The following is a 26,080-nucleotide window of genomic DNA, read 5'->3' on the forward strand; positions in this document are numbered from 1 at the left end:
GTCGCCTGGTCCTTGCGCCCCGACGCCTCCAGCCGGCGATTACCGACCGCGCGTCCGAGCACCTTCTTCGCGTTCCCCCGGGCTGCTTCCACCCGGTGGGCCACTCGATCCTCGAATGCCATGGCGAGGGTCAGAAATAGTGCTTGCGGCCACCGACCGGGCGGCCCAGGGAGCCGGCGAGCAGCAGCACGGCGCCGACGAGCAGCACCACGATGCCGGCGGTGGTGAGCAGCGGGATGCCGAGCAGCCAGCCGACGAGGAGGAGAATCAGGCCGAGAACAATCATTTTCCTGTCCTTACTTTCGTTCTGCGGGTGAGGGGGTTGAATGGACGCGAGTCGCAGCGCTCGCGGCCGTTACTTGCTCGCGGTGGCCGCGCCGGATCGGTTCAGGAAGCGGTTCCAGCTCCACGAGGGTTTCTGTTCGGTCGATGCGACCTGCTGAGCGGGCGCGGCAGCGGCCGGAGCCGGCACCGGGACCGAGGGTTGGGTGGCCGCCAGGTCCTTGCGGGCCGCGGCGACCTCCTTCCGGGACTGCCGTAGCTCGCGGCGAGCCAGCATCGCGCGCCTGCTGGCGAACCAGGAGCCACCGACCACCAGCACGAAGCCGAACATCCCCAGGGCGCCGAGCACGATGCCGTCGAAGAACAGCAGCCCGCTCGAACCGGAGAAGTGGTAGTCGAAGACCGTGAAATCACTTGCCAGGTAATGGCTCTCGCCCGTATTGGCCACGGTTCCCGCGACGCCGACGATCACGGCGGCGACCAGGACCAGCAGCCCGATGAGAATGATCATGACACTTCCTGCGTGGTGTCGAGTTTTCCTACACGCCAGCTATTCCCGGCTTTTCGAGCACCAAACTGCGCTGATTTCGGGAATATGACTTCGTTCACTAATAGTTAGTGCACGAAGTGTTCGTGGGCTAAACTTGCGGCATGACCGCCGTCGAGGACCCGCTCCGCCTGGATCGGCAGGTGTGCTTCGCGCTCGCCGTGGCCAACCGCTCGGTGCTCGCGGTGTACCGGCCGCTGCTGGAGCCGCTGGGGCTGACGCACCCGCAGTATCTGGTGCTGCTCGCGCTGTGGGGTGAGGCGCCGATGTCGGTGAAGGCCATCGCCGAAGCACTGCAACTGGATTCCGCGACGCTCTCACCGCTGCTGAAGCGGCTGGCGAGCGCGGGGCTGATCAGCAGGGGCCGCGACCCGAGGGACGAGCGCTCCCTGCTGGTCGACCTGACCGACGAGGGCCGCGCCCTGCGCACCCGCGCCGAACGCATCCCGCCCGCGGTGGTCGAGCGGCTCGGCGTCACCCTCGCCGACCTCGAGGAACTGCACACCGTCCTGAACCGGGTGAACGCCGCCGCCAGGCGTGCCGCCACCCGAGCCCCCGCCGCCGAGGAGCTCCCATGACCCGCGACCCCCGCCGCCCCGGCCCGATCCGCTGGATCGGCTATGCCTTCGGCCGCCGCCTCCCCGACTCCATGCGGGACTGGGTACGCCGCGACCTCACCGGCGAACACGCCGCCGCCAGGCACGTGCTGCGCGGCATCGTCCCGTTCACCCCGCTCTTCGCCGCCTTCCTGCTCTTCCCCGGCGAGCTCTGGCTGCGCGGGTCGATGGTGTTGCTCGCCCTGCTGCTCGCCCTCTTCTATACGGTCGCCTTCATGCCGATGAACCGGGCGCACCGGCTCGCGAAGCACGGCTTCCCGCAGGATCTGCGGAATCCGGAGCAGGCCCGCCGCGCGGACGCCGATCGCGCCAGGTACGCCGCCCGCTACGGCCACTGACGCGCGGAGCGCGAGCGGCGCGCCAGTAACGCTCGCCCACACCGCTCCCGGTACGCGAGAATGCAGCCCGTGCGAACCCAGTTCACCCGCGAGCTCGTCGCGTTGACCCAGGATCTGACGCAGATGTGCCGGCTCGCCCACGACGCCGCCGAGCGCGTGACGCACGCGCTCGCCGCCGCCGATCTCGCCGCCACCTACGAGGTCTTCGCGCTCGACGAGCAGCTGCAGAAGATGTACGCCGCCTGCGAGGCGCGCACCGTCGTGCTGCTCGCGCTCCAGGCGCCGGTCGCCCGCGACCTCAGGCACGTGGTGACCGCCATCCAGATCGCCGGCGAGCTCTCCCGGATCGGCAGGCTCACCAGCGGGGTCGCCGACCAGGTGTACCGCGCGCACCCGGAGCCCGTCGCGCGCGGCCCGGTCGCCGACGCGATCGGCGCCATGGGCAGGCTCGCCACCGCGCGCACCGCCATCGCCGTCGACGGCGTCGCGAACGGGCGCCCCGCCACCGACCACGCCGCCGCGGGCACCGAGATGCGCGAGCTGCACGGGCAGTTGCGCAGCGCGCTGGCCGACTCCCCCGCCGACCGGCCGATCGGCGCCGCCATCGACCTCGCGCTGCTCGGCCACCACCTGGAGCGCTGCGTCGACCACACCGGCCGGATCGACCGGCTCATCCGCTTCCTGGAGACCGGAGTGCCGCCGACCGCCCAGCGGGAAGCCGCCGACACGCCGGTCGAATAGGGCGGTTGCCCCGAATTCACCCCGGCGCCACCCGATTCCACACCGTAAACCACGGTGTGCCCCAGCTCATATGCGACAATCACATTCGTCCACCGCGTCACCGAGTACGGTGGCGCGGTTCGTGGTTCGACTCCGGTTCGGTGGGTATCGTGGTGAATTTGTCTCCTGTTCGGCGCGGTGCGCGCCGAGCGTTTGCCGTTGTCGTTCCGCTGCTGGTGGCGGGGGTGCTGACCGGCTGCACCGCGACCGAGCAGCCCGGCGCGCCGGGCAAGCAGGGCCCGGTCTCGTCGGCCGGGGTCCCCGCCGCCGACGCCACGGCGTTGCTCGGGCAGCTGAAGGTCGCGCCGGAGGCCGAGATGGCCGGGTACGACCGGGACAAGTTCCCGCACTGGGACACCGCCCCGCTCGACCACGGCTTCGGCCCGGAGTTCGCGCAGTACGCGAAGTGCACCACCCGCGACGTCATGATGCTGCGCGACGCCACCGGCCCGGTCACGCTCGACCCCAAGTCCTGCGAACTCAGCATCGGCAGGGAGGGCGGCTGGCACGACCACTACGGCGTGGTCGACCGCAAGACCGGGAAGCTGAAGCCCTACGCCTTCATCACCGATCCTTCCAAGGTGGACGCCGAGCACATCGTCCCGCTGGCCGAGGCGTGGCGCTCCGGCGCGGGCGCCAAGGATCTGGAGACCAGGCGCGCGATCGCCAACGACGCAACGAATCTCGCGGCTTCGGACCCGACGGCGAACCGCTCCAAGGGTGATCAGGACGTGTCCAGTTACCTGCCGCCCGGCGAGTTCCGGTGCACCTATGTGGTTCACTACCTGCGGATCAAGGTAAAGTACGGCCTCACCGTCGACAGTGCGGAGCAGGCCGCGCTGAAAACCGCCATCGATGACTGTGTCAGCCGAGGAGGGTTCGCATAAGCGAGATCGTCGCACTGGAGAGCAGGGCCGCCGTCCTCACGGAAGAGGAGGGAACGGTCTCGGGCGAGCTCGATCTCTCGCTCGACGAGAGCGGCCACGGGTTGGTCCGCTACCGCGGCACCGAGAAGTGGTACCGGATCGGGAATCTCGACGCCGAGCCGCCCTGCACCTGGGTCGATCTCGCCGCGCTGGTCAGCGCGGTGCAGGCGGCGCTCGGCGAGCGTGATTTCGCCGGCAACGTCATCCCCTTCGAAGCGCCCGCCGCCGGCCCGGACGATCCGGTCGGCACCCCCTCCTCCCCTGACGGTGGTTCGGACGGCGCCGCCGACGCCGGAAACGCTCCCGCGCCGGACGCGACACCGGCCGCCCCCGAAAAGGGCGAAACTGCTGCGGTCACTCCGGCGGACGCGGCTCCTGCCGATGCGGCGCCCGAGGCGAAGGGCGCGGGGCCGTTCGCCGGGGCGAAGGGGCAGGGCTCGGTGACTCCCGACCAGGCCGGGAAACCCGCTGCGGGCGAGCAGAGCTAGACCCCGGTCAGCTCCCGCTGCCGAACCCCCTCGTCGAGCAACTTCGTCGCGATATTGTCCATGGCCTGCGCCAGCAGCGCGCGATCCCCCGGATCATCGGCCGACCAGTCGTCGAGCCGCGCATCCAGCCACCGCCGCCACGCCTCGCGGATCCGATCCACCTCCCCCTGCCCGCGCTCGGTGAGCAGCAGCCGCGAACCGCCGCGCGCCAGGTACCCGGAGTCGATCAGCTCGGTGAAGACCGGCAGCAGCACCTCCTCCGGCACCCGGTGCGCCAGCGCGATCGCCGCGAGCGTCGCCTCCCCGCGATACCGCCGCAGCACGTAGACCTGCCCGAGCGCCCACGCCTGCCCGCGCCCGAGCCCGCTCCCCGCGGCGGCGAGCAGCTCGGGCCCGACCGGCCCGGCGGCCCGCGCCCGGCGCAGCGCCGTGCCGACCTCGCGCTCCAGCAGCGCCACCCGATCGTCCGGGCCGGGCACCGAGAACCCGTCCCCGACATCGCCCGCCGCCGCCTTGGCGCTGTCCCGCAGCGGCACCTCCTTCAGGAACCAGGCGATCACGAACCCGGCCAGCGCCACCGGCACCACCCAGCGGAAGACATGGTCGATGGCGGCGGCGTAGGCGTCGATGATCGGCGCCGCCTGCTCGGCGGGCAACCGGCGCAGCGCCTCCGGGTTCTCCGCCGCCTCGACGGGCACCCCCGGGTTCGCGGCCAGCGCCGTCGCCAGCCGCGCGCTCAGCTCGTTGCTGTAGAGCGTGCCGAAGACGGCGGTGCCGAAGGCGCTGCCCAGCGTCCGGAAGAAGGTGACCCCCGAGGTCGCGGTCCCGAGCTGTGCGTACGGCACGGTGTTCTGCACCACGATCGTCAGCACCTGCATGGCGAGCCCGATCCCGAGCCCGAGCACCAGCATGGACAACGACTCCCGCAGCGTGCTGGTGTCCCGTCCCATGGTCGACATGAGCAGCAGCCCCACGGCCATGAGCGCGGTGCCCGCGATCGGGAAGATCCGGTAGCGCCCGGTGCGCCCGACCACCTGACCGGAGATGATCGAGGTGAGGAAGAGCCCGGCCACCAGCGGCAGCGTGCGCACCCCGGAGGCGGTCGCGCTCACCCCGTCCACGTACTGCAGGTAGGCGGGCAGGTAGGTCATGGCGCCGAGCATGGCGAAGCCGACGATGAAGCTGAGCACCGAGCACACGGTGAAGACCCGGCTGCGGAACAGCGCCATCGGCAGCATCGGCTCCGCCGCCCGCAGCTCCACCACCACGAACCCGGCCAGCAGCAGCACCGCGAGCACGAAGAGCCCGACGATCTGCCACGACCCCCACGGGTACTCCTGCCCGCCCCACTCCAGCCCGAGGATGAGCGCGGAGACGCCGACCGCGACCAGCCCGATTCCCGCGTAGTCGACGACCGGCCGGACCGCGGCGCGCACCTTGGGAATGCTGCGCGCCGCCACCGCGATCATCAGGATCGCCAGCGGCACATTGACGTAGAAGCACCAGCGCCAGCCCGCGCTGTCGGTGAAGAGCCCGCCGAGCGTCGGCCCGATCACCGTGGTGACGCCGAAGACCGCGCCGAGCGCGCCCTGGTACTTGCCGCGCTCGCGCAGCGGGATGGTGTCCGCGATCAGCGCCATCGAGGTGACCATGAGCCCGCCCGCGCCGATGCCCTGCACCGCCCGCGCCGCCACCAGCACCGCCATGCCGTTCGCCAGCCCGGCCACCATCGATCCCGCGATGAAGATCAGCGCGCTCAGCTGGAAGACCAGCTTGCGGCCGAACAGGTCGCCGAGTTTGCCGGCGAGCACCGTCGCGACCGCCTCGGCCAGCAGGTAGGCGGTGACCACCCAGGCCAGGTGCCCGGCCCCGCCGAGATCGGCCACGATGGTCGGCAGCGCGGTCGAGACGATGGTCTGGTCCAGCGCCGCCATGAGCATGCCGAGCACGACCGTGCCGAAGACGACATTGGTGCGCGCACGGCTCAGCGGCTCCGCCGGAGCGGCGGCAGCAACGGCACCGTTCATCGCCTCAGTATGCGACTTTCCCGCCAATGTGCCCCTTCAGCGACACGGCAGCGAACACCGAGGGGAGCGACGCGAACGGGGTCCGGGCATCCCGTCTCAGAAAGTGTGCCAAGGTGGGCGCCATGGCGTGGAAACCCTCACAGATCCCGGACCAGACCGGTCGCACCTTCGTGATCACCGGAGCCAACGGCGGCATCGGCACCGAGGCCACCAAGGCACTCGCCGCGAAGGGCGCGACGGTGATCATGGCCTGCCGCAGCGCGGACAAGGCGAAGGCGATCGCCGAGAAGATCGACGGCGACGTCCGGGTGCAGCGGCTCGACCTGGCCGACCTCGCCTCGATCCGCGGCTTCGCCGAGTCCACCGGCGCCGTCGACGTGCTGATCAACAATGCCGGGCTGATGAACGTCCCGTTCTCCCGCACCACGGACGGCTTCGAGACCCAGTTCGGGGTGAACCACCTCGGCCACTTCGCGCTCACCGCGCTGCTGCTGCCGAAGATCCGGGACCGGGTGGTCACCGTCTCCAGCGTCGCGCACAAGCAGGCAGGCAAGCTCCGGGTCGACGACCTCAACTACGAGCACCGCCGCTACCAGCGCGGCGCCGCGTACTCCCAGGCCAAGCTCTCGAACCTGATGTTCGCCAGGGAGCTGCAGCGCAGGCTGGCGAGCAACGGCTCCGGGGTGCGCTCCTACGGCGTGCACCCGGGCGTCTCGGCCACCGAGCTCTTCACCCGCACCGAAACCCCGCTGGATCTGGTGAGCAAGCCGTTCATCCGGCTGGTCGGGCACTCGCCGCGGCACGCGGCGGAGTCGACGCTCTTCGCCGCCACCGAGCCGGACGCCGACCCGAACACCTACTGGGGCCCGACCTGGCTGTTCCAGTCCCGCGGGCCGGTCGGCCCGTGCCCGTCGACCAGGCTCTCCCGCGACGCCGAGCTGCAGCGCCGGCTGTGGGAGGAGTCGGAGCGGCTGACCGGGATCAGCACCACGGTCTGACCGGGGAGCTGCCCTACGTCGGCTGTAGTAGAAGCGGGTACCGTGGGAGCGTGCCCGCTTCACCGCCGCCGGACCGCCCGGCGCACCGCCGTCCGGCCCTGATCGCCCTGGTGATCGTGGCCGCGCTGGCCTGCCTGGCGCTGGGCTGGTGGCAGTGGGAGCGGTTCGAGTCGTCGAGCGGCACCGGCCAGAATCTCGGCTACGCGCTGCAGTGGCCGCTCTTCGCCGGGTTCGTCGTCTTCGCGTACTTCCGGTTCGTGCGGCTGGAGCGCGACGACGAGGAGGCCGCCGCGGCCCCGTCCCAGCCGAGTGCCACCCGCGAGATACCGGCGGGCTTCCTGCCGGAGCGGCCCGCCGCCGCCAGGGACGACGACCCCGAGCTGGCCGCTTACAACAGCTACCTCGCCGAGCTGAACCGCTCGGCATCCCCCGACAGGAGCGCCGGTTGACCACCAGCGAGAACCCCGCCGAGACCCGCCCCGCGAAGCGGACGGCCGATACCGGCAAGATCGCGGGCGCGCTGCTGCGCTACCGCGTGCTGGCCTGGGTCACCGGCCTCTGGTTGCTGCTGCTCACCGCGGAGATGATCGCCAAGTACGGGTTCGACGCGAATCCGCCGAGCTGGATCGCCGTGGTGCACGGGTGGGTCTACTTCGTCTACCTGCTGCTCACCGCCGACCTCGCGGTCAAGGTGCGGTGGCCGCTCGGTCGCACCGTCGGCACCCTGCTGGCGGGCACCATCCCCCTGCTCTCGTTCTTCGTCGAGCACCGTAATGCCACCCAGGTGAAGAGGGACTTCAATATCTGATACCCGCTGAGAGCGGGTATCAGGGCGCCGCACCGCCCGGGCAGTGCTGCCGGAGACGGCCGACCCGGACGGCTACTCAGCCAGCGCGGCCAGGGCCGGGAGCAGCAGCCGCAGGGCGCGGCCGCGGTGCGAGACGGCGTCCTTCTCGGCGGGGGTGAGCTGGGCGGCCGAGCGGCCGTCGCCCTCCGGCACGAAGAGCGGGTCGTAGCCGAATCCGTGCTCGCCCAGCGGCTCCCGGGCAATCCGCCCCGGCCACTCGCCGCGGACCACGGTCTCGGCGCCGTCCGGCGACACCAGCGCGCAGGTGGAGACGAACCGCCCGCCCCTGCGCTCGTCCGGCACGTCGTTCAACTGCCCGAGCAGCAGCGCGTTGTTCGCCGCGTCGTCCCCGTGCCCACCGGACCAGCGCGCGGAGAGCACGCCAGGCATCCCGTTCAGCGCGTCCACCTCGATCCCGGAATCGTCGGCGACGCACGGCAACCCGGTGGCCACGGCGCCGTCCCGCGCCTTGGCCAGCGCGTTCTCCTCGAAGGTCGCACCGGTCTCCGGCTCCTCCGGGTACTCCGGCACGTCGGCGAGCCCGACGATCTCGACCCCGGCCACGCCTGCCTCGTCCAAGATGCGGCGCAGCTCGGTCAGTTTCTTGGCATTGCGGCTGGCGAGCAGCACCCGGCGGGCCACCGCTACCGCCGCTTCCCGGTCTCGGCGCGCTTGGGCAGCGTGCCGGGGTAGGGCTCGGTCAGCGCCTCCTTCTGCACCACGAAGAGCTGCTCGCAGCCGGCCAGCGCGGAGTCGAGCAGCTTGTCCAGGGTGGAGCGCGGGAAGGTGGCGCCCTCGCCGGTGCCCTGGATCTCGACCAGGGTGCCGGTGTCGGTGGCGACCACGTTCATGTCCACCTCGGCGCGCGAATCCTCCTCGTACGGCAGGTCCAGCCGGACCCGGCCGTCGACGACGCCGACGCTCACCGCGGCGATGCCGCAGGAGATCGGCTGCGGATCGGCCAGCGCGCCCGCCGCCGCGAGGTAGGTGACCGCGTCGGCCAGCGCGACGTAGGCGCCGGTGATCGCGGCGGTGCGGGTGCCACCGTCGGCCTGCAGCACGTCGCAGTCGACGGCGATGGTGTTCTCCCCGATGGCGGCGAGGTCGATGCAGGCGCGCAGCGAGCGCCCGACCAGCCTGCTGATCTCCTGGGTGCGGCCGCCGACCCGGCCCTTGACCGACTCCCGGCCGCTGCGGGTGTGCGTGGCCGCGGGCAGCATGGCGTACTCCGCGGTGAGCCAGCCGAGGCCGCTGTCCCGGCGCCAGCCGGGCACCCCCTCGGTGACGCTCGCGGTGCACAGCACCCGGGTCTGGCCGAACTCGACCAGCACCGATCCCGCTGGATGCGTGGTGAATCCGCGGGTGATCCTGACCTCGCGGAGCTCGTCGTCCGCCCTGCCGTCCACTCGTCTCGACACGGGGGCCAGCCTAACCGCACCCGGCGCGGCGCCGGGCGGCGGTGCTACAGATCGAAGGTCTCGCCCGGCGCGACCGCGTGCACCGGGCCGCTGAACTGCGACTTCGCCTCGGCGATCACGTCCTCCCGCGAGGTCCACGGCGGGATGTGGGTGAGCAGCAACTCCTTGGCTCCCGAGCGGGCCGCGATCAGCCCGGCCTCGTACCCCGAAAGGTGGATGCCGGGCGGCCGATTCGCCGGGTCGTGCGTCCACGACGCCTCGGACATCAGCACGTCGGCGCCTTCGGCCAATTCGAAGACCGCGTCGCAGAGGGCGGTGTCGCCGGTGTAGACGAAGACCCTGCCCTCGGCGCTGGTGATGCGCAGCCCGTAGCTCTCCGGCGGGTGGTACATCCGGCGCGCCGAAATCGTGTGCCCCGGCCCGAACTCGACGGTCTCGCCCTCCCGCCAGGTGCGATGGTCGATGACGTCGGACCAGTCGTCGGTCTCGCCGCCGACCTCGGCCGAGGCGTTGCCGATCCGCAGCGGGGCATCCGATGGCCCGCGCACGATGGCGCGGCCGACCGGCGGCGTCGGGTGGTAGCGCCGCCAGACCAGCAGGCCGGGCAGGTCCAGGCAGTGGTCCGCGTGCAGGTGCGTCAGGAAGATGTCGACCGCACCGGGATCGGCGTACTTCTGCAGCGCGCCGAGCACGCCCGGACCGAAATCGATGACCGTCGGCGTCAGGTCCGGACCGGTCAGCAGATACCCCGACGCTGGGGAGTCCGGGCCGGACACGCTGCCCGAGCACCCGAGGACGGTAAGGCGCATGCCCACATGCTGCCACGACGTTTCACCGGTCACGAAGGGATCCCCCAAATTCTCACGGGTGTGCGACGTGGTCACCGGGGGTGTGCGATCGGGCGCGGTTCCGTGGCGCGTCGGCGACGACGTTCGTCTCCGGAGAGTACCCAGCCCGCGACGAGACCACCCACGGCCCCGAAGAGATGGCCCTGCCAGGAGATCATCGGCTGGCCGGGCAGCACGCCCCAGAGCAGCGAACCGTAGATCGCGAAGACCACGAGCCCGACCACGATCTGGGTGAGGTTGCGGGCGAACCAGCCACGGGAGATGAGGTAGGTGAGCCAGCCGAAGACGAGCGAGGATGCGCCGACGTGCACCGTCCCCGCGCCGCCGATGAGCCAGGTTCCGGCTCCCGCGATCAGCCAGATGAGGGCGGTAGCGGCCAATCCGCGGCCGATCCCGGAGAGCAGGGTGAGGAAGCCGAGGATCAGCACGGGCAGCGTGTTGCCCATCAGGTGATCCCAGTTGCCGTGCAGCAGCGGGGCCCAGATGACGCCCCAGAGGCCGTCCGGGTCGCGCGGGCGGATGCCCTCGCTGTCCAGGTCGACACCCTGCAGGCTGTCCACGCCCTCGATGCCGTACAGCAGCGCGACGAAGCCGAGCATCAGCGCGGCCGCCTGCGCCCAGAGCTTCCCGATCACCGCGACGGCGCGGGAGCCGACCGATGGACTGTTCGGCGGGAACCCCGAACCAGGACCGACGACCATGGCACCTCCTGCGTAGCTCTGGCATCGAGCGTACCGGGGCTCAGGCCCAGAGCTGCCCCTCCAGCCGTTCTTCGGCCTCCTCGAGCGTGCCGTCGTAGGCGCCGGTGGAGAGGTACTTCCAGCCCCCGTCGCAGACGACGAAGGCGATGTCCGCCCGCTCGCCCGCCGCGAGCACCTTGCGCGCGACGCCGAGCGCCGCGTGCAGGATGGCCCCGGTGGAGATGCCCGCGAAGATGCCCTCCTCCAGCACCAGCTCCCTGGTGCGGCGCACCGCGTCCAGCGGGCCGACGGAGAAACGCCTGGTGAGCACGGTTTCGTCGTACAGTTCGGGGATGAAGCCCTCGTCGATGTTGCGCAGGCCGTAGACCAGCTCGCCGTAGCGCGGCTCGGCCGCGACGATCTCGATGCCCGGCACGTGCTCGCGCAGGTAGCGCCCGGTGCCCATGAGCGTCCCCGTGGTGCCGAGCCCGGCCACGAAGTGCGTGATCTCGGGCAGGTCGGCGAGGATCTCCGGGCCCGTGGTCTCGTAGTGCGCGAGCGCGTTGGCCGGGTTGCCGTACTGGTAGAGCATGACCCAGTCCGGGTTGGCCGCGGCGATCTCCTTCGCCTTGGCCACCGCCTGGTTGGAGCCGCCGGCCGCGGGCGAGCCGATGATCTCGGCGCCGAACATGGTGAGCAGCTGCCTGCGCTCCACCGAGGTGTTCTCCGGCATGACACAGACCAGCCGGTACCCCTTGAGCTTGGCCGCCATGGCCAGCGAGATCCCGGTATTGCCGCTGGTCGGCTCCAGAATCGTGCAGCCGGGGGTGAGCCTGCCGTCGGCCTCGGCCTGCTCGATCATGCGCAGCGCGGGGCGGTCCTTGATCGAGCCGGTGGGGTTGCGGTCCTCCAGCTTGGCCCAGAGCCGCACCGGCCGCTCGCCCGCCCACCGCGGTGAGAGGTTCGGCAGCCCGACCAGCGGGGTGTCGCCGAGCGTCGCGATCAGCGATTCGTACCGTGCCACCGGATCAGGAGATCTCGAGGACGCCGGCCCCGGTGTGGTCGAGTGCGCCTCCGGCGACGGAGTCGAGCGCGCCTCCGGCGACGGCGGGGAGGATGGTCACGCTGCCGCCCGCCGGAACCTCGGCCTCGAGCCCGCCCGCGAAGCGCACGTCCTCGTCCTCGACGTAGATGTTGACGTAGCGGTTCAGCTTGCCGTCGGTGAGCAGCCGCTCGGACAGCCCGGGGTGGTTCGCCTCCAGGTCGGCGATGAGCGCGGAGAGCGTCGCGCCCTCGGCCTGCACGCGCTTCTCGCCGCCGGTCAGGTTGCGCAGGATGGTCGGGATGGACACGGTTACCGGCATCGGTTCTCCTCGGGGTTGAACGGGTTCAGTAGGCGTCGACGACCCGCACCGGCTCCTCGGTGACCTCGCCCTCGAGGATGCGGTAGCTGCGCAGCTCGTGCTGCTCCGGATCGCGGGTGGAGATCAGCACGTAGTGCGCGTTCGGCTCCTGCGCGAGCTTGATGTCGGTGCGGCTGGGGTAGGCCTCGGTCGCCGTGTGCGAGTGGTAGATCACCACCGGCTCCTCATCGGCGTTGTCCAGCTCGCGCCAGACCTTCAGATGCTCGCCGGAGTCGAACTGGTAGAAGGTGGGCGAGCGCGCGGCGTTCGTCATGGCGATGAACCGCTCCGGGCGGTCCGAGCCCTCGGGGCCCGCGAGCACCCCGCACGCCTCGTCCGGGTGGTCGGCGCGGGCGTGCGCCACCATCGCCTCGACGAGGTCGGCCCTGATCACCAGCACGACAACACCCTTCCCGCGACAACGCACTCCACAACGAGCCAGCTTATTCGGCTATTCCCGCCCCGGCCGTTCCACCCCGATCAGCTGCCGAACAGCTCGCTGTAGGAGGGGATTCCGGCGATCGAGCGGGCGGAGACCACCGCGTCGACGATGGCCCGCTCGACGCAGACCGCGGCCGCGGTGCAGACCGCGTCCAGCAGCCCGAGGTTCGGCGGGAAAGCGGGCGGCGGTACGGGCCCCGGCGGCGGCGCGGCCGTGCCGGTGGCGAGCGCGAAGAAGGTGTCGCCGTCCAGCGGCGAGTGCGCCGGGCGCACCGCGCGGGCCAGGCCGTCGTGCGCGGTCGTCGCCATCCGGCGGCAGCCTGCCTTGTCCAGCGGGGCGTCGGTGGCGACCACGCCGATGGTGGTGTTGAGCACGGTGCCCTTCACCGGCAGCGCGTTGGCCGCGGCGAGCTGTTCGGGGGTCGGGGTGCGCAGCCCCAGCGCCGCGGCGCCGTCGGTGCCCGCGCCCCACAGCAGCCCGGTGCGCGGGTCGAAGACCGAGCCGACCGGGTTCGCCACCACCAGCGCCGCCACCGTGATCCCGATGTCGAGCAGTACCGAGGCGGTGCCGATGCCGCCCTTGAGCGCGCCCGCCCGCGCCCCGACCCCGGCGCCGACGGTGCCGCGCTCGAACTCCCGGCTCGCGGCCGCGGCGGCGCGGTACCCGAACTCGGCGGTCGGGCGGAGGTTCCAGTCGCCCACCGGCAGGTCGAAGATGACCGCGCCGGGCACGATCGGCACCACCCGGGCCGGGTCGAGCGGGTCGAGCGGGATGCCGTGGCCCGCCTCCTCGCAGAACCGCATCACCCCGTCGGCGGCGGCGAGCCCGTAGGCGCTGCCCCCGCTGAGCAGCACGGCGTCGGCGCGGCGCACCGAGGCGGCCGGGTCGAGCAGGTCGGTCTCCCTGGTACCCGGCCCGCCGCCGCGGACGTCGACCGCGGCCACCGCGCCGCCGGGCACCCGCACCACCGTGCAGCCGGTGGCGGCGCCGGAGCCGAGCGTGGCGTCCGGGTCGAGTTCGTGGTGGTGCCCGACGAGCACCCCGACCACGTCGGTGAGCGCGTTGCCCGGGCCGATCACGGGGCGAGCGCCGAGAGCAGCGAGTCCTGCATCCAGGTGAGCCAGTGGTAGACGTCGAGGTGCGGCGCGCGCGGGTCGCCCGGCTGCAGCTCCTCCGGGGTGTCGGCGTCGATCTCCAGCACCGTGCCGAGCGCGAGCCGGACGTCGTTCAGCGCGGTCAGCCAGGCGTCGGCCTGCTCCGGGGAGAGCGTCACCTTGCCGCCGTCCTCCGGCACCGTGCGCAGCACCACCGCGCCCGCCGCCACCTTGGACTCGATGATGTCGGGCTCGTGCAGGCTGCGCAGCGCGTTGTTCAGCCCGGCCCGGTCGGCGTCCGGCGAGCCGGGCTCGGCGCGGTGGAAATCGGGCAGCAGCCGGAGCAGCTGCGGGTCGGTGGGCGGGGTCGAGTTACCGGTCCGCATCCCGGTGAGCGCGGCGAGCTCGTCGTCGGGGCCGGAGGCGGCGCGCTCGGTGAGCAGCCCGCACACCGCCCCCACCAGCGAGCGCAGCACCGCGGCCTCCCTGCCGTCCATCTCGGAACGCAGTTTCAGGCCGCCCAGCGAATTCTTCCGGCTCCACTTACGCACGATGCCTACGGTAGCCGCACTCACTCGTCGCGCTGCATGGTCGCCCACAGCCCGGCGGCGTGCAGCCGCTGGACGTCGTGCTCCATCTTGTCCCTCGGGCCGGAGGTCACCACGGCCTTGCCCTCGTTGTGCACCTGCAGCATCAGCTCGGTCGCCTTGGCTTTGCTGTAGCCGAAGAGCTTCTGGAAGATGTAGGTGACGTAGTGCATGAGGTTCACCGGGTCGTCCCAGACCACGGTGACCCAGGGCCGGTCGACGGCCTCCAGGATCTCGCTGTGCTCGATGGCTTCGGGTGTCGCCGACGGTGTCGCGTGCGCGACGACGGCAACGGCCGCCGCGAGATCGCCGGCATCGACTCGGTCGAACTGGGCCATGCGTCCAGGGTACGACGGCGGGCGGAATACACAACCATCCGAGGTGGACCGATCGCGGCTTTTCCGGCCCGATCCGGGGCCCGCGCGCCTATCATGCTCCCCGGTTCGCGGCCGCGCGCTGTCTAGAGTGGCCCGGGTGGAGACCATCGACGGGCGGGCGAGCACCGCGCTGCTGACCGACCAGTACGAGCTGACCATGCTCGCCGCCGCGCTCGCCGACGGGTCGGCGCATCGGCGCTGCACCTTCGAGGTGTTCGCCAGACGTTTGCCGAACGGCAGGCGGTACGGCGTCGTCGCGGGCACCGGCCGGATGCTGGAGGCGCTCACCCGATTCCGCTTCGGCCCGGCCGAACTCGAGGTCGCGGCGCGCTTCCTGGACGACCGGACGCTGGAGTGGCTGCGCGCGTACCGCTTCGGCGGCGACATCGACGGCTACGCCGAGGGCGACCTGTACTTCCCGAACTCCCCCGTGCTCTCGGTGCGCGGCAGCTTCGCCGAGTGCGTGATCCTGGAGACGCTGATCCTCTCCGTCTACAACCACGACTGCGCCATCGCCTCCGCCGCCGCCCGCATGGTGAGCGCGGCGGCCGGGCGCCGGATGATCGAGATGGGCTCGCGCCGCACCCACGAGCTCGCCGCCCCGGCCAGCTCGCGCGCCGCCTACCTGGCCGGCTTCGACGCCACCTCGAACCTGGAGGCGGTGCGGCGCTACGGCATCCCCGGCGCCGGGACCAGCGCGCACGCCTTCACCCTGCTGCACAGCGGCAGCGACGGCGCGCACGAGGCGGAGGCGTTCCGCAGCCAGGTGCGGGCGCTCGGCGTCGGCACCACGCTGCTGGTCGACACCTTCGACATCGCGCAGGGCGTCGCCACCGCCATCGAGGTGGCCGGCCCCGAGCTCGGCGGGGTGCGGATCGACTCCGGCGACCTCGGGGTGCTGGCCGGGCAGGTCCGCGAGCAGCTGGACAGCCTCGGCGCCACCCGCACCAGGATCGTGGTCTCCGGCGACCTGGACGAGTACGCCATCGCCGCGCTGCGCGCCGAGCCGGTCGACGTCTACGGCGTCGGCACGTCGCTGGTCGTCGGCTCCGGCGCGCCCACCGCGGGCATGGTCTACAAGCTGGTCGAGGTGGACGGGGTTCCGGTGGCCAAGCGGAGCAGCCACAAGGAGTCGCGCGGCGGCACCAAGGGCGCGATCCGGCTGGCCCGGGCCAGCGGCACCATCGTCGAGGAGGTCGTCTTCCCGGCCGGCTCCGCGCCCGCGACCGGCGAGTTCACCGCGCGCGAGCTGCACGTTCCGCTGGTGCGCGGGGGCGAACTCACGCCGGACCAGCCGAGCCTGGCCGAGAGCCGCGACCTGGTGGCGCGCGGGCTGGTCAGCCTGCCGTGGGAGGGGCTCAAGCTCTCCGCGGGCGAACCGGCGGTGCCGACCACCTTCGCGGCAGAATAGAAGGTGGACTCCGAGAGGTGAGGTGGTCATGGCACGAGCGTTGATCGTGGTGGACGTGCAGAACGATTTCTGCGAGGGCGGGTCGCTCGCCGTGACCGGTGGGGCCGCGGTGGCGGGGCGGATCAGCGACTATCTGCTGAGCGCTGATTACGCGGCGGTGGTGGCTACTCGGGACCATCACATCGATCCGGGTGACCACTTCTCCGACACCCCGGACTACGTGGACAGCTGGCCGCCGCACTGCCGGGTCGGCACGCCGGGCGCCGATTTCCACCCGAACTTCAGCGCCGACGTCGTGGACGAGGTGTTCAGCAAGGGTGAGTACGCCGCCGCCTACTCGGGGTTCGAGGGCGCGGCCGAGGACGGTTCCTCGCTCTCGGAGTGGCTGCGCGCGCGCGATATCGACGCCGTCGACGTGGTCGGTATCGCCACCGATCACTGCGTCCGGGCCACCGCGCTCGACGCCCGCGAGGCCGGGTTCGACACCAGGGTGCTGCTCGCCCTGACCGCGGGGGTCGCACCGGAGAGCACGACCGTCGCCATGGAGCGCATGGCCGCCGCCGGCGTCGAGTTCGACGGAGAACTCGGCCACTGAGCGGGGCCGCTGTTCGCACACCGACTGCGTGACGTGGCTCGCCCAGCCGACTCCCCCGGCCCGCGCGCACCCCGGCCGACCGCGTGATACGGCGCGCCGAGCCGAGCCAGGCGGCACGCACGGCCTCCGCCGTCCGGCCGGTGCCGCCCGCGCCCGCGCCGAGCGTGTCGGCGCACCGCAGTAGGCTGCTGCGCGTGCCCGAACTGCCGCCGGTCCCGGAACTGCTCTCCACCGCCGTCCGCGCGCTCGGCGGCACCGAGCGGACCGGGCAGGTCACCATGGCCTCGGCCGTCGCGCACGCCATCGACACCGGCGAGCACCTCGCCGTGCAGGCGGGCACCGGCACCGGAAAGTCGCTGGCCTACCTGGTGCCCGGCCTGCGGCACGCGGTCCGCACCGGCCGCACCGTCGTCGTCTCCACCGCCACCATCGCGCTGCAGCGCCAGCTGGTCGACCGCGACCTCCCCCGCCTCGCCGACGCGCTCACGAAGCCGCTCGGCCGCACCGCGCGCTTCGCGATCCTCAAGGGCCGCAACAACTACCTCTGCCTGAACAAGATGAACAGCGCCGTCCCGGAGGACCCGGCCGAGGCCGAGCTCTTCGACGCCTTCGCCATCTCCCGCCTCGGCCGCGAGGTCCAGCGCCTCACCACCTGGGCCTCCGACACCGAGACCGGCGACCGCGACGAGCTCACCCCCGGCGTGAGCGACCGCGCCTGGCGGCAGGTCAGCGTCTCCTCCCGGGAGTGCCTCGGCAAGTCCCGCTGCCCCTTCGGGCAGGACTGCTTCGCCGAGAAGGCGCGCGCCGACTCCGCGCAGTCCGACGTGGTGGTCACCAACCACGCGCTGCTCGCCATCGACGCCATCAGCGGCATCCAGATCCTGCCCGAGCACGACGTGGTGATCATCGACGAGGCGCACGAGCTGGTCGACCGGGTCACCGGCGTCGCCACCGCCGAGCTGGCCCCCGCCACCGTCACCGCCGCCGCCAAGCGCTGCGGCAAGCTGGTGGACGAGCGGGAGCTGGATCGCCTGGAGGAGGCGGGCGAGGCCTGGCACGAGGTGCTCGACGAGCTGCCCGCCGCCCGCTGGGAGCGGCTCCCGGAGAGCGCCGCCCCGGTCCTCGCGCTGATCCGCGACGCCGCCTGGAACGTCCGCACCGCCCTCTCCCCGCCCGGCGGCACCTCCGCGCAGGGCAGCGACCCGGAGGCCGCGGCCGCGCGCAACCAGGCGCTGGTCGCGGTGGAGGAGGTGCACGACAGCGCGGTGCGCGCGCTCTCCGCCTTCGACGAGCCGGATCCGGCCGCCCGCCGCGATGTCATCTGGCTCTCCGCCGACGAGCTGCGCGGGGTCACCAGGCGCACGCTGCGAATGGCGCCGCTCTCCGTCGGCGGGCTGCTGCGCAGCAGGCTCTTCGGCGCCTCCACCGTGGTGCTCACCTCGGCGACGCTGCAGATCGGCGGCTCCTTCGACGGCCTCGCGATCACCTGGGGGCTGCCCGCGCAGGCCGCCAACCGGCCGGACACCGGCACCGCCAACGGCGCGCAGGCCCCGTCGGACACCGAGACGGTGCGCTGGTCGTCGCTGGATGTCGGCTCGCCGTTCGACCACGCCCGCTCCGGCATCCTCTACGTCGCCAAGCACCTGCCGCCGCCCGGCCGGGACGGCATGTCCCCCGCCGTGCTGGACGAGATCGAGCGGCTCGTCCAGGCCGCCGGCGGCCGCACCCTCGGGCTCTTCTCCTCCATGCGCGCGGCCAAGGCCGCCACCGAGGCCATGCGCGAGCGGCTCGACACCCCCGTGCTCTGCCAGGGCGACGACGCCACCGGCGCGCTGGTCAAGGCCTTCGCCGCGGATCCGGCCACCTCGCTCTTCGGCACGCTCTCGCTCTGGCAGGGCGTCGACGTGCCCGGCCCGTCGCTGAGCCTGGTCCTGCTCGACCGCATCCCCTTCCCGCGCCCGGACGACCCGCTGCTCACCGCGCGACAGCGGGCGGTGGAGTCGCGCGGCGGCAACGGTTTCATGACCGTCGCGGCGAACCACGCCGCGCTACTGCTCGCCCAGGGCACCGGCAGGCTGCTGCGCAGCGTCGACGACCGCGGCGTGATCGCGATCCTGGATTCCCGGATCGCCACCGCCCGCTACGGCGGCTACCTCCGCGCCTCGCTCCCGCCCTACTGGGAGACGGCGGACCCGCAGGTCGTCGCCAAGGCGCTGACCCGGCTCACCGCCTCCTGACTACTCGGCCAGGAAGAAGAAGTAGCCGAGGAAGACCAGCATGAGCACCCACATCACCGGGTGCACGTCGCGGACGCGGCCGCGCGCCACCATGACGATCGGGTAGAAGAGCATGCCCATGGCGAGGCCGTTGGCGATGGAGTAGCTCAGCGGCATCAGCACGATGGTGAGGAAGGCCGGGATGGCGAACTCGAGATTCCCCCACTCGATCTCGCCGAGCGAGCGGGCCATCAGCACGCCGACCACGATCAGCGCGGGCGCCGTCACCTCCCCGGCCGAGGCGACCACCGCGAAGATCGGGTAGCAGAACATGGCGATCAGGAACCAGCCCGCCGTGGTCACCGCGGTCAGCCCGGTCCGGCCGCCCGCCGAGACGCCCGCGGTGGACTCCACGTAGGCGGTCGTGGTCGAGGTGCCGATGATGGCGCCCGCGGTGGTGCCCACCGAGTCGGCGGCCAGCGCGCTCGCCGCGCGCGGGAGCCTGCCCTGCTCGTCCAGCAGCCCGGCCTGCTTGGCGACGCCGATCAGGGTGCCGGAGGCGTCGAAGAAGTCGACGAAGAGCATGGTCAGCACGACCACGATCATCTGCCCGGTGAAGGCGTCCGGCAGGTGCGTGATGGCCTGGCCGAAGGTCTGGTCCAGGCCGCGGGGCAGCGCCGCGACGCCGTCCGGCAGCTCGACCAGGCCGGTGAGCATGCCGAGCACCGTGGTCGAGACGATGCCGATCAGCACCGCGCCGTGCCTGCCGAGCACCAGGAAGACCACGGTCACGATCAATCCGAAGAAGGCGAGCAGGGTCCGGCCCTCGGTGAGATCGCCGAGCTTGACGAAGGTCGCCTCGCTGGCGACGACGAAGCCCGCGTTCTTCAACCCGATGAAGGCGATGAACAGCCCGATCCCCGCGCCGACCGCGAGTTTCAGCTGCATCGGGATGGAATCCAGGATGCGTTCGCGGACCTTGGTCACCGCGAGCACGAAGAAGATGATGCCGGAGAGCAGCGTGCCGGAGAGCGCGGTCTGCCACGGGATGCCCATGCTCTGCACCACCGTGAACGCGAAGAACGCGTTCAGCCCCATGCCGGGGGCGAGCGCGATCGGGTAGCGCGCCCACACCCCCATCACCAGCGTGCCGAAGACGGCGGCGACCGCGGTCGCGGTGAAGACCGCCTGGGTCGGGATGCCGAGCGCACCCAGCGGGCCCTCGTCGCCGAGGATCGAGGGGTTCACCGCCAGGATGTAGGACATGGCGAGGAAGGTGACGGTGCCGGCCATGAGCTCGCGGCAGTAGGTGGAGCCGAGCTCGGTCACCTGGAAGTAGGAGTCGAGGCGGCCCCTCGGTGCCCCGGGCGCGTTGGGGGCCGGAGGTGCGGGTTCGTCGCCGGTCCAGCCCAGGCCCTGCTCGCCCGCGTCCGGGCCGCCGACGGCAGCGTCGGAACCCGCCTCCGGGGCGTCGGCGGGCCCGGCGGGACCGGGCTCCGCAGCGTGCCGATGCTCGGAATCGCTACCCATGGGACTCTCCGTCCTCGTGAACCATCCGCTCCAGCGTTTTGTACCCCGGAGCGCGGGCGATCACGCGTTGGGCGCGGTGACCAACCCCAGCTCGCCGTCGGAGGCGAGCAGCTCGTGGTGCGGCAGGACACGCACCGTGTACCCGACCGCGCCGGAGAGCGGCACCGGCGTCTCCACCGTGAACAGCTCCAACCCGTTGTCCGACCCGGCGTGCGCCATCGGCACCGCGGTGACGTCGGAGAGCTCGTCGGCGGCCGAGACCCGCCCGAACACCGCCTGCACCGCGACCTCCCCGGCTTCGAGCCCGGCCAGGTCGACCCGCGCGGTGAGCGAGAGCGGCGCCCCGATCACCGGCGTGTCCGGCAGCCCGGCGCTGTCCACCTGCACCACCGTGACCCCGGGCCAGGCCTGCTCGACCCGCCGCCGATACTCGGCCAGCGCCCGCGCCCCGGCGAAGCCGTCCGCCGCGACCCGCCCGAACGAATCCGAGGCAGGCCCGTAGTAGGTCACCGCGTAGTCCCTGACCATGCGCGAGGCCAGCACCTTCGGCCCGAGCGTCTGCAGCGTGTGCCGCACCATCTCGACCCAGCGCGCGGGCAGCCCCGCGGAGTCCCGGTCGTAGAAGCGCGGCGCGACCGTGCGCTCGAAGAGGTCGTAGAGCGCCGCCGCCTCCAGATCATCCCGTCGCTGCTCGTCGGCGACGCCGTCCGCGCTCGGGATGGCCCAGCCGTTCTCGCCGTCGTACATCTCGTCCCACCACCCGTCCCGGATGGAGAGGTTGAGCCCGCCGTTCAGCGCCGACTTCATCCCCGACGTCCCGCACGCCTCCAGCGGCCGCAGCGGATTGTTCAGCCAGACGTCGCAGCCCCAGTACAGGTGCCGTGCCATCGACATGTCGTAGTCCGGCAGGAAGACGATCCGGTGCCGCACCTCCGCCTCGTCGGCGAACCGCACCACCTGCTGGATCAGTGCCTTACCGCCGTCATCGGCCGGATGACTCTTGCCCGCGACCACCAGCTGCACCGGCCGCTCCGGATCCAGCAGCAGCGACCGCAGCCGCTCCGGATCGCGCAGCATGAGGGTGAGCCGCTTGTAGGTAGGCACCCGCCGGGCGAACCCGACCGTCAGCACACCCGGATCGAAAACCTCGTCCACCCAGCCGAGTTCGGCGGGCGCCGCGCCGCGCTCCAGCCAGGAGGCGCGCACCCGCCGCCGCACCTCGGCGACCAGCCCCGCGCGCAGCGTGTTCCTGGTCGCCCAGAGCTCGCCGGGGTCGACATCGCGCAACTGCTCCCAGCCGCGCGCCTCCTGCACGAACTCCGCGCCGATCAGCTCGCGCGCCTTCTCCAGCCACTCGCGCGCCGCCCAGGTCGGCGCGTGCACCCCGTTGGTGATCGAGCCGATGGGCACCTCGGCCGGATCGAAGCCGGGCCACAGCCCAGCGAACATCTCGCGGCTGACCTCGCCGTGCAGCTTCGAGACGCCGTTCGCCCGCTGCGCCAGCCGCAACCCCATGTGCGCCATGTTGAACACCGCCGGATCGTTCTCCCGGCCCAGCGCCAGAATCCGATCCACCTCCAGCCCCGGCAGCAGCGCGGACTCCGCCTCGCCGTGCGCGCCGCCGAAGTAGCGCCGCACCAGCTCGGCCGGGAAGCGGTCGATGCCCGCGGGCACCGGGGTGTGCGTGGTGAACACCGTCCCCGCTCGCACCGCCGTCAGCGCACTGTCGAAATCCATGCCGCCGGAGACGTATTCGCGAATCCGCTCGACCCCGAGGAAACCGGCGTGCCCCTCGTTCATGTGGAACACGTCGGGATCCGGCAGCCCGGTCGCGCGGGTGTAGGCGCGCACCGCGCGCACCCCGCCGATCCCGGCCAGGATCTCCTGCTTGATCCGATGGTCCTGGTCGCCGCCGTACAGCCGGTCGGTCACCGCGCGCAGCTCCGGATCGTTCTCCGCGATATCGCTGTCGAGCAGCAGCAGCGGCACCCGCCCCACCTGCGCCACCCAGACCCGAGCCCGCAGCACCCGCTGATCCGGCACCGCCACATGGATCAGCACCGGCGACCCGTCACTGGTCAGCAACCGCAGCGGCAACCCCTGCGGATCCAGCGCCGGATAGTGCTCCAGCTGCCACCCGTCCGCCGAGAGCGACTGCCGGAAGTAGCCGCTGCGGTACAGCAGCCCCACCCCGATCAGCGGCAACCCCAGATCGGAGGCGGCCTTGAGATGATCCCCCGCCAGAATCCCGAGCCCGCCCGAGTAGTTCGGCAGCACCTCGGTGACGCCGAACTCCATCGAGAAGTAGGCGATCCCGCGCACCCCGTCCCCGTCGGAATTGCGCTGGAACCAGGCCGGCCGCTGCAAATACTCGCGCAGGTCGGCCGCGGCCTCATCTACCCGCCGCACATACTCCGCATCGCCGGCGAGCTCGTCCAGCCGCGCAGGCGACACCTCGCCCAGCATCCGCACCGGATCGTGGCCGAGCTCCGCCCAGCGCTCCCGATCCAGCTCGGCGAAGAGATCCTGCGTTGGCCAGTGCCAGGACCACCGCAGGTTGGTGGAGAGCTCCCCCAGCGCCGCCAGGCGCTCGGGCAGATGGGCACGGACGGTGAATCGACGCAATGCCTTCACGGGCGGAACCCTACACGGATCAAGGGGAATCGACAGGACGTGCGCGCAGCGCTCATGACGCCCCTGACGTGGCGATTCATCGGGCGGGCGGGGTCGCATGGCGTACGCCACACTCGCCGCACTTCCGTCCGGCGGCCCGCTCATCGCCGCTCGAGCGGCCATGGCACCGGGCGCTGACCGTCGATCACCTCGGCGACCAGGTCGGCCCAGTGGGTCGCAAGGTAGCCGACCGCGAACCAGGCCGCGTGCAACTCCTCGGCGCTCGGCGCCGGGTCGACCCGCAATAGCCGCTCTGCTTCGACGTGCGCCGCCGCCATATCGTCGATGACGAGCGCGCAGGCCGCAGCGGCAGCGGGCCGGGCGCCGGTGTGGCCGCTGATCCACTCGGCGATCCAGGTCCGTAGCGCCGCGCGACCGGCCTCGAACACCGCGTCGTGTCCGGGGTGGAGCGCGTGCACCCGGTGCACTGAGGCCAGCATCCGGGCGCGTTTCAGCAGCACGGAGTCGTCCTGGCCGAGCGGGGTGCGGAATGCCGCGGTGAGCTCACGCCAGTGTGGAAGTTCGGGACGGGCAGCGCTCATGCCAGCGGAGTGGACAGGCGGGCGAGCGCGGCGGCGTAGGGCAGGCACCGCGCCGGGTCGTGGCCCGCGTGCCGGGTGAGCACGCTCGAGGCGTCCCAGCGCTCCAGCCCACCGGGGTGCTCGTCACACCGGTAGGTGCACGGCCTGTCGTCCTGGTCGTGGCGGCGCGCTCGCTCAGCGGCGGCCGGCCGGCTCTCCATGGTTCTCCCCTGCGTCGAGCACCCAGCGCTGATAACCCAGGAGGAAGAGCGGCGGGCCGCACGGCCGCGAGCGTCGGCCACGGCGACCCGGCGCCGGGTGCGTTCTCAGACTCGCCAACCAGTGCGCCCGAACCCAGACCCCGGACTCCCACGAGACAGATACGCTTCTGCCACAGGCGGTATCGACGCGACGAGGGGTAGCGGATGATCGTCGAGAGGTGGACGGCAGTCGAGGTGCGGGCTCTGCGGGTGTCGGCGCTGCGCGACACGCAAGAGCAGTTCGCAGTGCGCATCGGCTGGAAGGTGCCGACCGTACGGAAGTGGGAGCGCCTCACCGATAGCTGATCCGTCCGCGGGCACCGCGCCGAGACGCTCGACACTGTTCTGCGCAGCCTCACTCCCGAGCAGCTCCGCCGCTTCGCCGCCGCCCTCACCCTGCCCCGCCCTGCCCCGCCGCTGCATCCTGGAATGGCGACCGGTCACCGCGCGGTCGCGATCGAGGAGGATGCCGACGTGCGACGCCGTGACTTCGGCAAGTTCGCCGCCTTCATGGCGGCCGGCCTGCCCGCGTGGAACCAACCAGGAGTGACCCGCATCGGGGCCGAGGACGTGCAGCGCCTGGTGCGCGCCGCCGCCGAGCTGGAGGCCGCGGACCAGCAGGTCGGCGGAGCGCCGCTGGTCGATACCGCCGTGGCCGGGCTCGACCGCGCGCTTGCGCTGCTGAGCACCGGCGCCTACAGCGATGCCACCGGCCGCGCACTCATGTCCGCCACCGGCGAGCTCGCCGTGCAAGCCGGGTTCCTCGCCTACGACGCCAACCGCCACGACCTCGCGCGCCGCTGCTACTCCGATAGTTTCGCGCTCGCCTCCGCGGCCGACGACGCCGGCCTCACCGTGCACGCCTGCCTCAACGCCGCGAACCAGGCGATCGCCCTCGCCCGGCAGAACCGCGGGTCGCCGTCCTACGCGCTGACCCTGGTGAGCCGCGCCAGCGACCTGGTGCGCGGGCAGGCACCCGGCCGCGTCCACGCACTCGTCGCGGCGCGACAGGCACAGGCGTACGGCGTCGCCGGTGATCGGCTCGGATTCGGGCGCGCCATCGCGACAGCCTGGCGCGAGCTCGACGCCGCGGTGAACTTCGAGCCGGTCGACGATTGCCCGCAGTGGCTCCGCTTCGTGAACGCGGCCGAGCTGCACCAGCACGAGGCGCGCGGGTTCGGCGACATCGGCGACACCGCGCAGGCACTCGCCCGCTACGACCTCACCTGCGCGGAGGCTGCGTCGCCGCGTAACGCCGCCAACGCGCGCGCCTGGCGGGCCGCTACCCGCGCCGAAAACGGTGATACGCGTGGCGCGTTGGAGGACGGCGTCGAGGTCCTCGGCCTGCTGGAAGCGTCCGTCGCATCGCCGCGCACCCGTGAGGTACTCGGCCCGGTGCGAGCGGTAGCGCGGGATGCCAGCGGCGGCGATGAGTTCGCGATCCGATTCGACGCCCTCACCACCACCGCAGCGGGGAGCAATACGTGACCATCGCATTCGACCACCACGACGCCGCCGCTGCCCGCGCCCGGCGCGACACCGTGCAGCACATCTACGAACACGCCTACGCCGACGCCATCGCCGGTGGCGACCCGTTCGAGCAGCCCGGCCCTTTCATGGAACGCTTCGACGCCTACACCAGCCCCGACCGGCCATCGGGGTTCGAGCTGGTGATCGTCACCATCGACGGCGAGCCGGTCGGCCAGACCTGGGGGTGGCCGCTGGGCCAGCGCTCCGGCTGGTGGGGCGGGCTCCGACTCGACGACGGCGACCATGAGGAATTCACGGCCGAGGACGGGCGGCGCACCTTCGCGCTCAGCGAGATCATGGTCGCGAAGGAGTGGACGGGCCGCGGGCTCGCCCGGGCGCTGCACGACGAGCTGCTCGGTGGGCGCGGTGAGCAGCGGGCGACGCTGCTGGTCGACCCGGTCAACGACCGCGCCTACGACCGCTACGCGCGGTGGGGTTGGTCGAAGGTCGGGACTCTGCGCCCGAACTGGCCGGACGCCCCGACCTTCGACGTCCTGATCCTGCCCCTCCCGCTCGGGTAACCGGACCGGCCGCCGCAGACCGGGGCATCGTCCAGAAATCCCCGCACCCGGTGCAGAGTTCTCCGAACACACCACCACCGGCCCCACCGGAGCGGAAACAGCCCCACCCCGCGCGTACCCGGTG

General features: G+C 72.1%; 31 protein-coding genes. 14 read left to right on the forward strand and 17 right to left on the reverse strand.

All coding sequences use genetic code 11. From position 1 onward, the window contains the following. Positions 1 to 130 precede the first annotated feature (130 nt). Positions 131 to 286 (reverse strand): hypothetical protein, encoded by a 156-nt coding sequence (locus ACFO0B_RS31115; RefSeq protein ID WP_378617165.1) that lies wholly within the window; start codon positions 284 to 286, stop codon positions 131 to 133. A gap of 69 nt (positions 287 to 355) precedes the next feature. Then, positions 356 to 793, reverse strand: coding sequence for a hypothetical protein (locus ACFO0B_RS31120; RefSeq protein ID WP_378617167.1), 438 nt, complete (start codon positions 791 to 793; stop codon positions 356 to 358). A gap of 140 nt (positions 794 to 933) precedes the next feature. Between ACFO0B_RS31120 and ACFO0B_RS31125 the strand changes: the two genes are divergently transcribed. The 5 genes from ACFO0B_RS31125 to ACFO0B_RS31145 all read left to right on the forward strand — a co-directional run bounded on the left by ACFO0B_RS31125 (position 934) and on the right by ACFO0B_RS31145 (position 3,978). After that, positions 934 to 1,407, forward strand: a complete 474-nt coding sequence (locus tag ACFO0B_RS31125; RefSeq protein ID WP_378617169.1) for a MarR family winged helix-turn-helix transcriptional regulator — start codon at positions 934 to 936, stop codon at positions 1,405 to 1,407. After that, positions 1,404 to 1,784, forward strand: a complete 381-nt coding sequence (locus ACFO0B_RS31130) for a DUF5313 family protein (protein WP_378617171.1) — start codon at positions 1,404 to 1,406, stop codon at positions 1,782 to 1,784. Before ACFO0B_RS31125 ends, ACFO0B_RS31130 begins: the two co-directional genes overlap by 4 nt. A 69-nt stretch (positions 1,785 to 1,853) precedes the next feature. Further along, positions 1,854 to 2,525: a phosphate signaling complex PhoU family protein gene (locus ACFO0B_RS31135; RefSeq protein WP_378617173.1), complete on the forward strand. Its 672-nt coding sequence runs from the start codon at positions 1,854 to 1,856 to the stop codon at positions 2,523 to 2,525. A 140-nt stretch (positions 2,526 to 2,665) separates the two neighbouring features. Then, a complete protein-coding gene (locus tag ACFO0B_RS31140) occupies positions 2,666 to 3,451 on the forward strand; it encodes an HNH endonuclease family protein (RefSeq protein WP_378617175.1) in 786 nt (261 codons plus the stop codon). Between the two features lie 101 nt (positions 3,452 to 3,552). Beyond that, positions 3,553 to 3,978, forward strand: a complete 426-nt coding sequence (locus ACFO0B_RS31145) for a hypothetical protein (RefSeq protein ID WP_378617177.1) — start codon at positions 3,553 to 3,555, stop codon at positions 3,976 to 3,978. Here ACFO0B_RS31145 and ACFO0B_RS31150 read toward each other — a convergent pair. Continuing rightward, a complete protein-coding gene (locus ACFO0B_RS31150) occupies positions 3,975 to 6,005 on the reverse strand; it encodes an MDR family MFS transporter (protein WP_378617179.1) in 2,031 nt (676 codons plus the stop codon). The genes ACFO0B_RS31145 and ACFO0B_RS31150 overlap by 4 nt on opposite strands. A gap of 122 nt (positions 6,006 to 6,127) precedes the next feature. Here ACFO0B_RS31150 and ACFO0B_RS31155 point away from each other — a divergent pair, with 122 nt between their 5' ends. The 3 genes from ACFO0B_RS31155 to ACFO0B_RS31165 are packed head-to-tail and all read left to right on the forward strand — an operon-like array spanning position 6,128 to position 7,811. Beyond that, positions 6,128 to 7,003: an oxidoreductase gene (locus tag ACFO0B_RS31155; protein WP_378617181.1), complete on the forward strand. Its 876-nt coding sequence runs from the start codon at positions 6,128 to 6,130 to the stop codon at positions 7,001 to 7,003. 50 nt (positions 7,004 to 7,053) lie between these two features. Beyond that, on the forward strand, positions 7,054 to 7,452 hold the full coding sequence (locus tag ACFO0B_RS31160) for a transcriptional regulator (RefSeq protein WP_378617183.1): 399 nt from the start codon (positions 7,054 to 7,056) through the stop codon (positions 7,450 to 7,452). Further along, the gene (locus ACFO0B_RS31165; protein WP_378617185.1) at positions 7,449 to 7,811 is read left to right on the forward strand and encodes a DUF3817 domain-containing protein; all 363 of its coding nucleotides are present in this window, start codon (positions 7,449 to 7,451) and stop codon (positions 7,809 to 7,811) included. Before ACFO0B_RS31160 ends, ACFO0B_RS31165 begins: the two co-directional genes overlap by 4 nt. Positions 7,812 to 7,883: 72 nt before the next feature. On the opposite strand, the gene rdgB is transcribed toward ACFO0B_RS31165, so the two are convergent. The 10 genes from rdgB to clpS all read right to left on the reverse strand — a co-directional run bounded on the left by rdgB (position 7,884) and on the right by clpS (position 14,660). Next, on the reverse strand, positions 7,884 to 8,492 hold the full coding sequence (gene rdgB, locus ACFO0B_RS31170) for an RdgB/HAM1 family non-canonical purine NTP pyrophosphatase (RefSeq protein WP_378617187.1): 609 nt from the start codon (positions 8,490 to 8,492) through the stop codon (positions 7,884 to 7,886). 2 nt (positions 8,493 to 8,494) lie between these two features. After that, on the reverse strand, positions 8,495 to 9,268 hold the full coding sequence (gene rph, locus ACFO0B_RS31175) for a ribonuclease PH (RefSeq protein ID WP_378617188.1): 774 nt from the start codon (positions 9,266 to 9,268) through the stop codon (positions 8,495 to 8,497). Between the two features lie 44 nt (positions 9,269 to 9,312). Further along, entirely contained in the window at positions 9,313 to 10,077 is a 765-nt protein-coding gene (locus ACFO0B_RS31180; protein ID WP_378617190.1) for a cyclic nucleotide-degrading phosphodiesterase, read from the reverse strand. Positions 10,078 to 10,148: 71 nt separating this feature from the next. Next, complete coding sequence (locus tag ACFO0B_RS31185; protein ID WP_378617192.1) at positions 10,149 to 10,817, reverse strand: rhomboid family protein; 669 nt, start codon at positions 10,815 to 10,817, stop codon at positions 10,149 to 10,151. Positions 10,818 to 10,857: 40 nt separating this feature from the next. After that, a complete protein-coding gene (locus ACFO0B_RS31190; protein ID WP_378617194.1) occupies positions 10,858 to 11,820 on the reverse strand; it encodes a PLP-dependent cysteine synthase family protein in 963 nt (320 codons plus the stop codon). 4 nt (positions 11,821 to 11,824) lie between these two features. Continuing rightward, entirely contained in the window at positions 11,825 to 12,160 is a 336-nt protein-coding gene (locus ACFO0B_RS31195; protein ID WP_378617196.1) for a MoaD/ThiS family protein, read from the reverse strand. A 25-nt stretch (positions 12,161 to 12,185) separates the two neighbouring features. Then, the gene (locus ACFO0B_RS31200) at positions 12,186 to 12,626 is read right to left on the reverse strand and encodes a Mov34/MPN/PAD-1 family protein (RefSeq protein WP_378617198.1); all 441 of its coding nucleotides are present in this window, start codon (positions 12,624 to 12,626) and stop codon (positions 12,186 to 12,188) included. 53 nt (positions 12,627 to 12,679) lie between these two features. After that, on the reverse strand, positions 12,680 to 13,720 hold the full coding sequence (locus ACFO0B_RS31205; protein ID WP_378617200.1) for a P1 family peptidase: 1,041 nt from the start codon (positions 13,718 to 13,720) through the stop codon (positions 12,680 to 12,682). After that, positions 13,717 to 14,286 (reverse strand): oxidative stress transcriptional regulator AosR, encoded by a 570-nt coding sequence (gene aosR, locus ACFO0B_RS31210; protein ID WP_378617202.1) that lies wholly within the window; start codon positions 14,284 to 14,286, stop codon positions 13,717 to 13,719. The genes ACFO0B_RS31205 and aosR overlap by 4 nt, the downstream gene beginning before the upstream one ends. A 20-nt stretch (positions 14,287 to 14,306) precedes the next feature. Further along, positions 14,307 to 14,660, reverse strand: a complete 354-nt coding sequence (clpS, locus tag ACFO0B_RS31215) for an ATP-dependent Clp protease adapter ClpS (RefSeq protein WP_378617204.1) — start codon at positions 14,658 to 14,660, stop codon at positions 14,307 to 14,309. A gap of 136 nt (positions 14,661 to 14,796) precedes the next feature. Here clpS and ACFO0B_RS31220 point away from each other — a divergent pair, with 136 nt between their 5' ends. The 3 genes from ACFO0B_RS31220 (at position 14,797) to ACFO0B_RS31230 (ending at position 18,942) form a co-directional block, all read left to right on the forward strand. Further along, positions 14,797 to 16,110, forward strand: a complete 1,314-nt coding sequence (locus ACFO0B_RS31220; RefSeq protein WP_378617206.1) for a nicotinate phosphoribosyltransferase — start codon at positions 14,797 to 14,799, stop codon at positions 16,108 to 16,110. Between the two features lie 28 nt (positions 16,111 to 16,138). Next, complete coding sequence (locus ACFO0B_RS31225) at positions 16,139 to 16,705, forward strand: isochorismatase family protein (RefSeq protein WP_378617208.1); 567 nt, start codon at positions 16,139 to 16,141, stop codon at positions 16,703 to 16,705. Positions 16,706 to 16,899: 194 nt separating this feature from the next. Beyond that, positions 16,900 to 18,942: an ATP-dependent DNA helicase gene (locus ACFO0B_RS31230; RefSeq protein WP_378617210.1), complete on the forward strand. Its 2,043-nt coding sequence runs from the start codon at positions 16,900 to 16,902 to the stop codon at positions 18,940 to 18,942. On the opposite strand, the gene ACFO0B_RS31235 is transcribed toward ACFO0B_RS31230, so the two are convergent. From ACFO0B_RS31235 to ACFO0B_RS31250, 4 genes are all read right to left on the reverse strand, one after another. Next, positions 18,943 to 20,451: an NCS2 family permease gene (locus ACFO0B_RS31235; protein WP_378617212.1), complete on the reverse strand. Its 1,509-nt coding sequence runs from the start codon at positions 20,449 to 20,451 to the stop codon at positions 18,943 to 18,945. Positions 20,452 to 20,511: 60 nt separating this feature from the next. Continuing rightward, entirely contained in the window at positions 20,512 to 23,085 is a 2,574-nt protein-coding gene (gene glgP, locus ACFO0B_RS31240) for an alpha-glucan family phosphorylase (RefSeq protein ID WP_378617214.1), read from the reverse strand. A gap of 140 nt (positions 23,086 to 23,225) precedes the next feature. Then, positions 23,226 to 23,666: a hypothetical protein gene (locus ACFO0B_RS31245; RefSeq protein WP_378617216.1), complete on the reverse strand. Its 441-nt coding sequence runs from the start codon at positions 23,664 to 23,666 to the stop codon at positions 23,226 to 23,228. Next, positions 23,663 to 23,866, reverse strand: a complete 204-nt coding sequence (locus ACFO0B_RS31250; RefSeq protein WP_378617218.1) for a hypothetical protein — start codon at positions 23,864 to 23,866, stop codon at positions 23,663 to 23,665. The genes ACFO0B_RS31245 and ACFO0B_RS31250 overlap by 4 nt, the downstream gene beginning before the upstream one ends. A gap of 204 nt (positions 23,867 to 24,070) precedes the next feature. Here ACFO0B_RS31250 and ACFO0B_RS31255 point away from each other — a divergent pair, with 204 nt between their 5' ends. From ACFO0B_RS31255 to ACFO0B_RS31265, 3 genes are all read left to right on the forward strand, one after another. After that, the gene (locus tag ACFO0B_RS31255) at positions 24,071 to 24,211 is read left to right on the forward strand and encodes a helix-turn-helix domain-containing protein (protein WP_378617220.1); all 141 of its coding nucleotides are present in this window, start codon (positions 24,071 to 24,073) and stop codon (positions 24,209 to 24,211) included. 168 nt (positions 24,212 to 24,379) lie between these two features. Continuing rightward, positions 24,380 to 25,393 (forward strand): hypothetical protein, encoded by a 1,014-nt coding sequence (locus ACFO0B_RS31260; protein WP_378617222.1) that lies wholly within the window; start codon positions 24,380 to 24,382, stop codon positions 25,391 to 25,393. Then, positions 25,390 to 25,956 carry a GNAT family N-acetyltransferase gene (locus ACFO0B_RS31265; protein WP_378617224.1) on the forward strand — a complete coding sequence of 189 codons (567 nt, stop codon included), beginning with the start codon at positions 25,390 to 25,392 and terminating at the stop codon, positions 25,954 to 25,956. The genes ACFO0B_RS31260 and ACFO0B_RS31265 overlap by 4 nt, the downstream gene beginning before the upstream one ends. Positions 25,957 to 26,080 lie beyond the last annotated feature (124 nt).

The organism is Nocardia jiangsuensis (assembly GCF_042650385.1).
Lineage (GTDB): Bacteria > Actinomycetota > Actinomycetes > Mycobacteriales > Mycobacteriaceae > Nocardia > Nocardia jiangsuensis.

Coding starts and splice junctions, on each gene's coding strand:
- ACFO0B_RS31115 (WP_378617165.1), bottom strand. CDS start 286: ATGATTGTTCTCGGCCTGATTCTCCTCCTCGTCGGCTGGCTGCTCGGC.
- ACFO0B_RS31120 (WP_378617167.1), bottom strand. CDS start 793: ATGATCATTCTCATCGGGCTGCTGGTCCTGGTCGCCGCCGTGATCGTC.
- ACFO0B_RS31125 (WP_378617169.1), top strand. CDS start 934: ATGACCGCCGTCGAGGACCCGCTCCGCCTGGATCGGCAGGTGTGCTTC.
- ACFO0B_RS31130 (WP_378617171.1), top strand. CDS start 1,404: ATGACCCGCGACCCCCGCCGCCCCGGCCCGATCCGCTGGATCGGCTAT.
- ACFO0B_RS31150 (WP_378617179.1), bottom strand. CDS start 6,005: ATGAACGGTGCCGTTGCTGCCGCCGCTCCGGCGGAGCCGCTGAGCCGT.
- ACFO0B_RS31155 (WP_378617181.1), top strand. CDS start 6,128: ATGGCGTGGAAACCCTCACAGATCCCGGACCAGACCGGTCGCACCTTC.
- ACFO0B_RS31180 (WP_378617190.1), bottom strand. CDS start 10,077: ATGCGCCTTACCGTCCTCGGGTGCTCGGGCAGCGTGTCCGGCCCGGAC.
- ACFO0B_RS31185 (WP_378617192.1), bottom strand. CDS start 10,817: ATGGTCGTCGGTCCTGGTTCGGGGTTCCCGCCGAACAGTCCATCGGTC.
- ACFO0B_RS31195 (WP_378617196.1), bottom strand. CDS start 12,160: ATGCCGGTAACCGTGTCCATCCCGACCATCCTGCGCAACCTGACCGGC.
- clpS (WP_378617204.1), bottom strand. CDS start 14,660: ATGGCCCAGTTCGACCGAGTCGATGCCGGCGATCTCGCGGCGGCCGTT.
- ACFO0B_RS31225 (WP_378617208.1), top strand. CDS start 16,139: ATGGCACGAGCGTTGATCGTGGTGGACGTGCAGAACGATTTCTGCGAG.
- ACFO0B_RS31235 (WP_378617212.1), bottom strand. CDS start 20,451: ATGGGTAGCGATTCCGAGCATCGGCACGCTGCGGAGCCCGGTCCCGCC.
- ACFO0B_RS31245 (WP_378617216.1), bottom strand. CDS start 23,666: ATGAGCGCTGCCCGTCCCGAACTTCCACACTGGCGTGAGCTCACCGCG.
- ACFO0B_RS31250 (WP_378617218.1), bottom strand. CDS start 23,866: ATGGAGAGCCGGCCGGCCGCCGCTGAGCGAGCGCGCCGCCACGACCAG.
- ACFO0B_RS31255 (WP_378617220.1), top strand. CDS start 24,071: ATGATCGTCGAGAGGTGGACGGCAGTCGAGGTGCGGGCTCTGCGGGTG.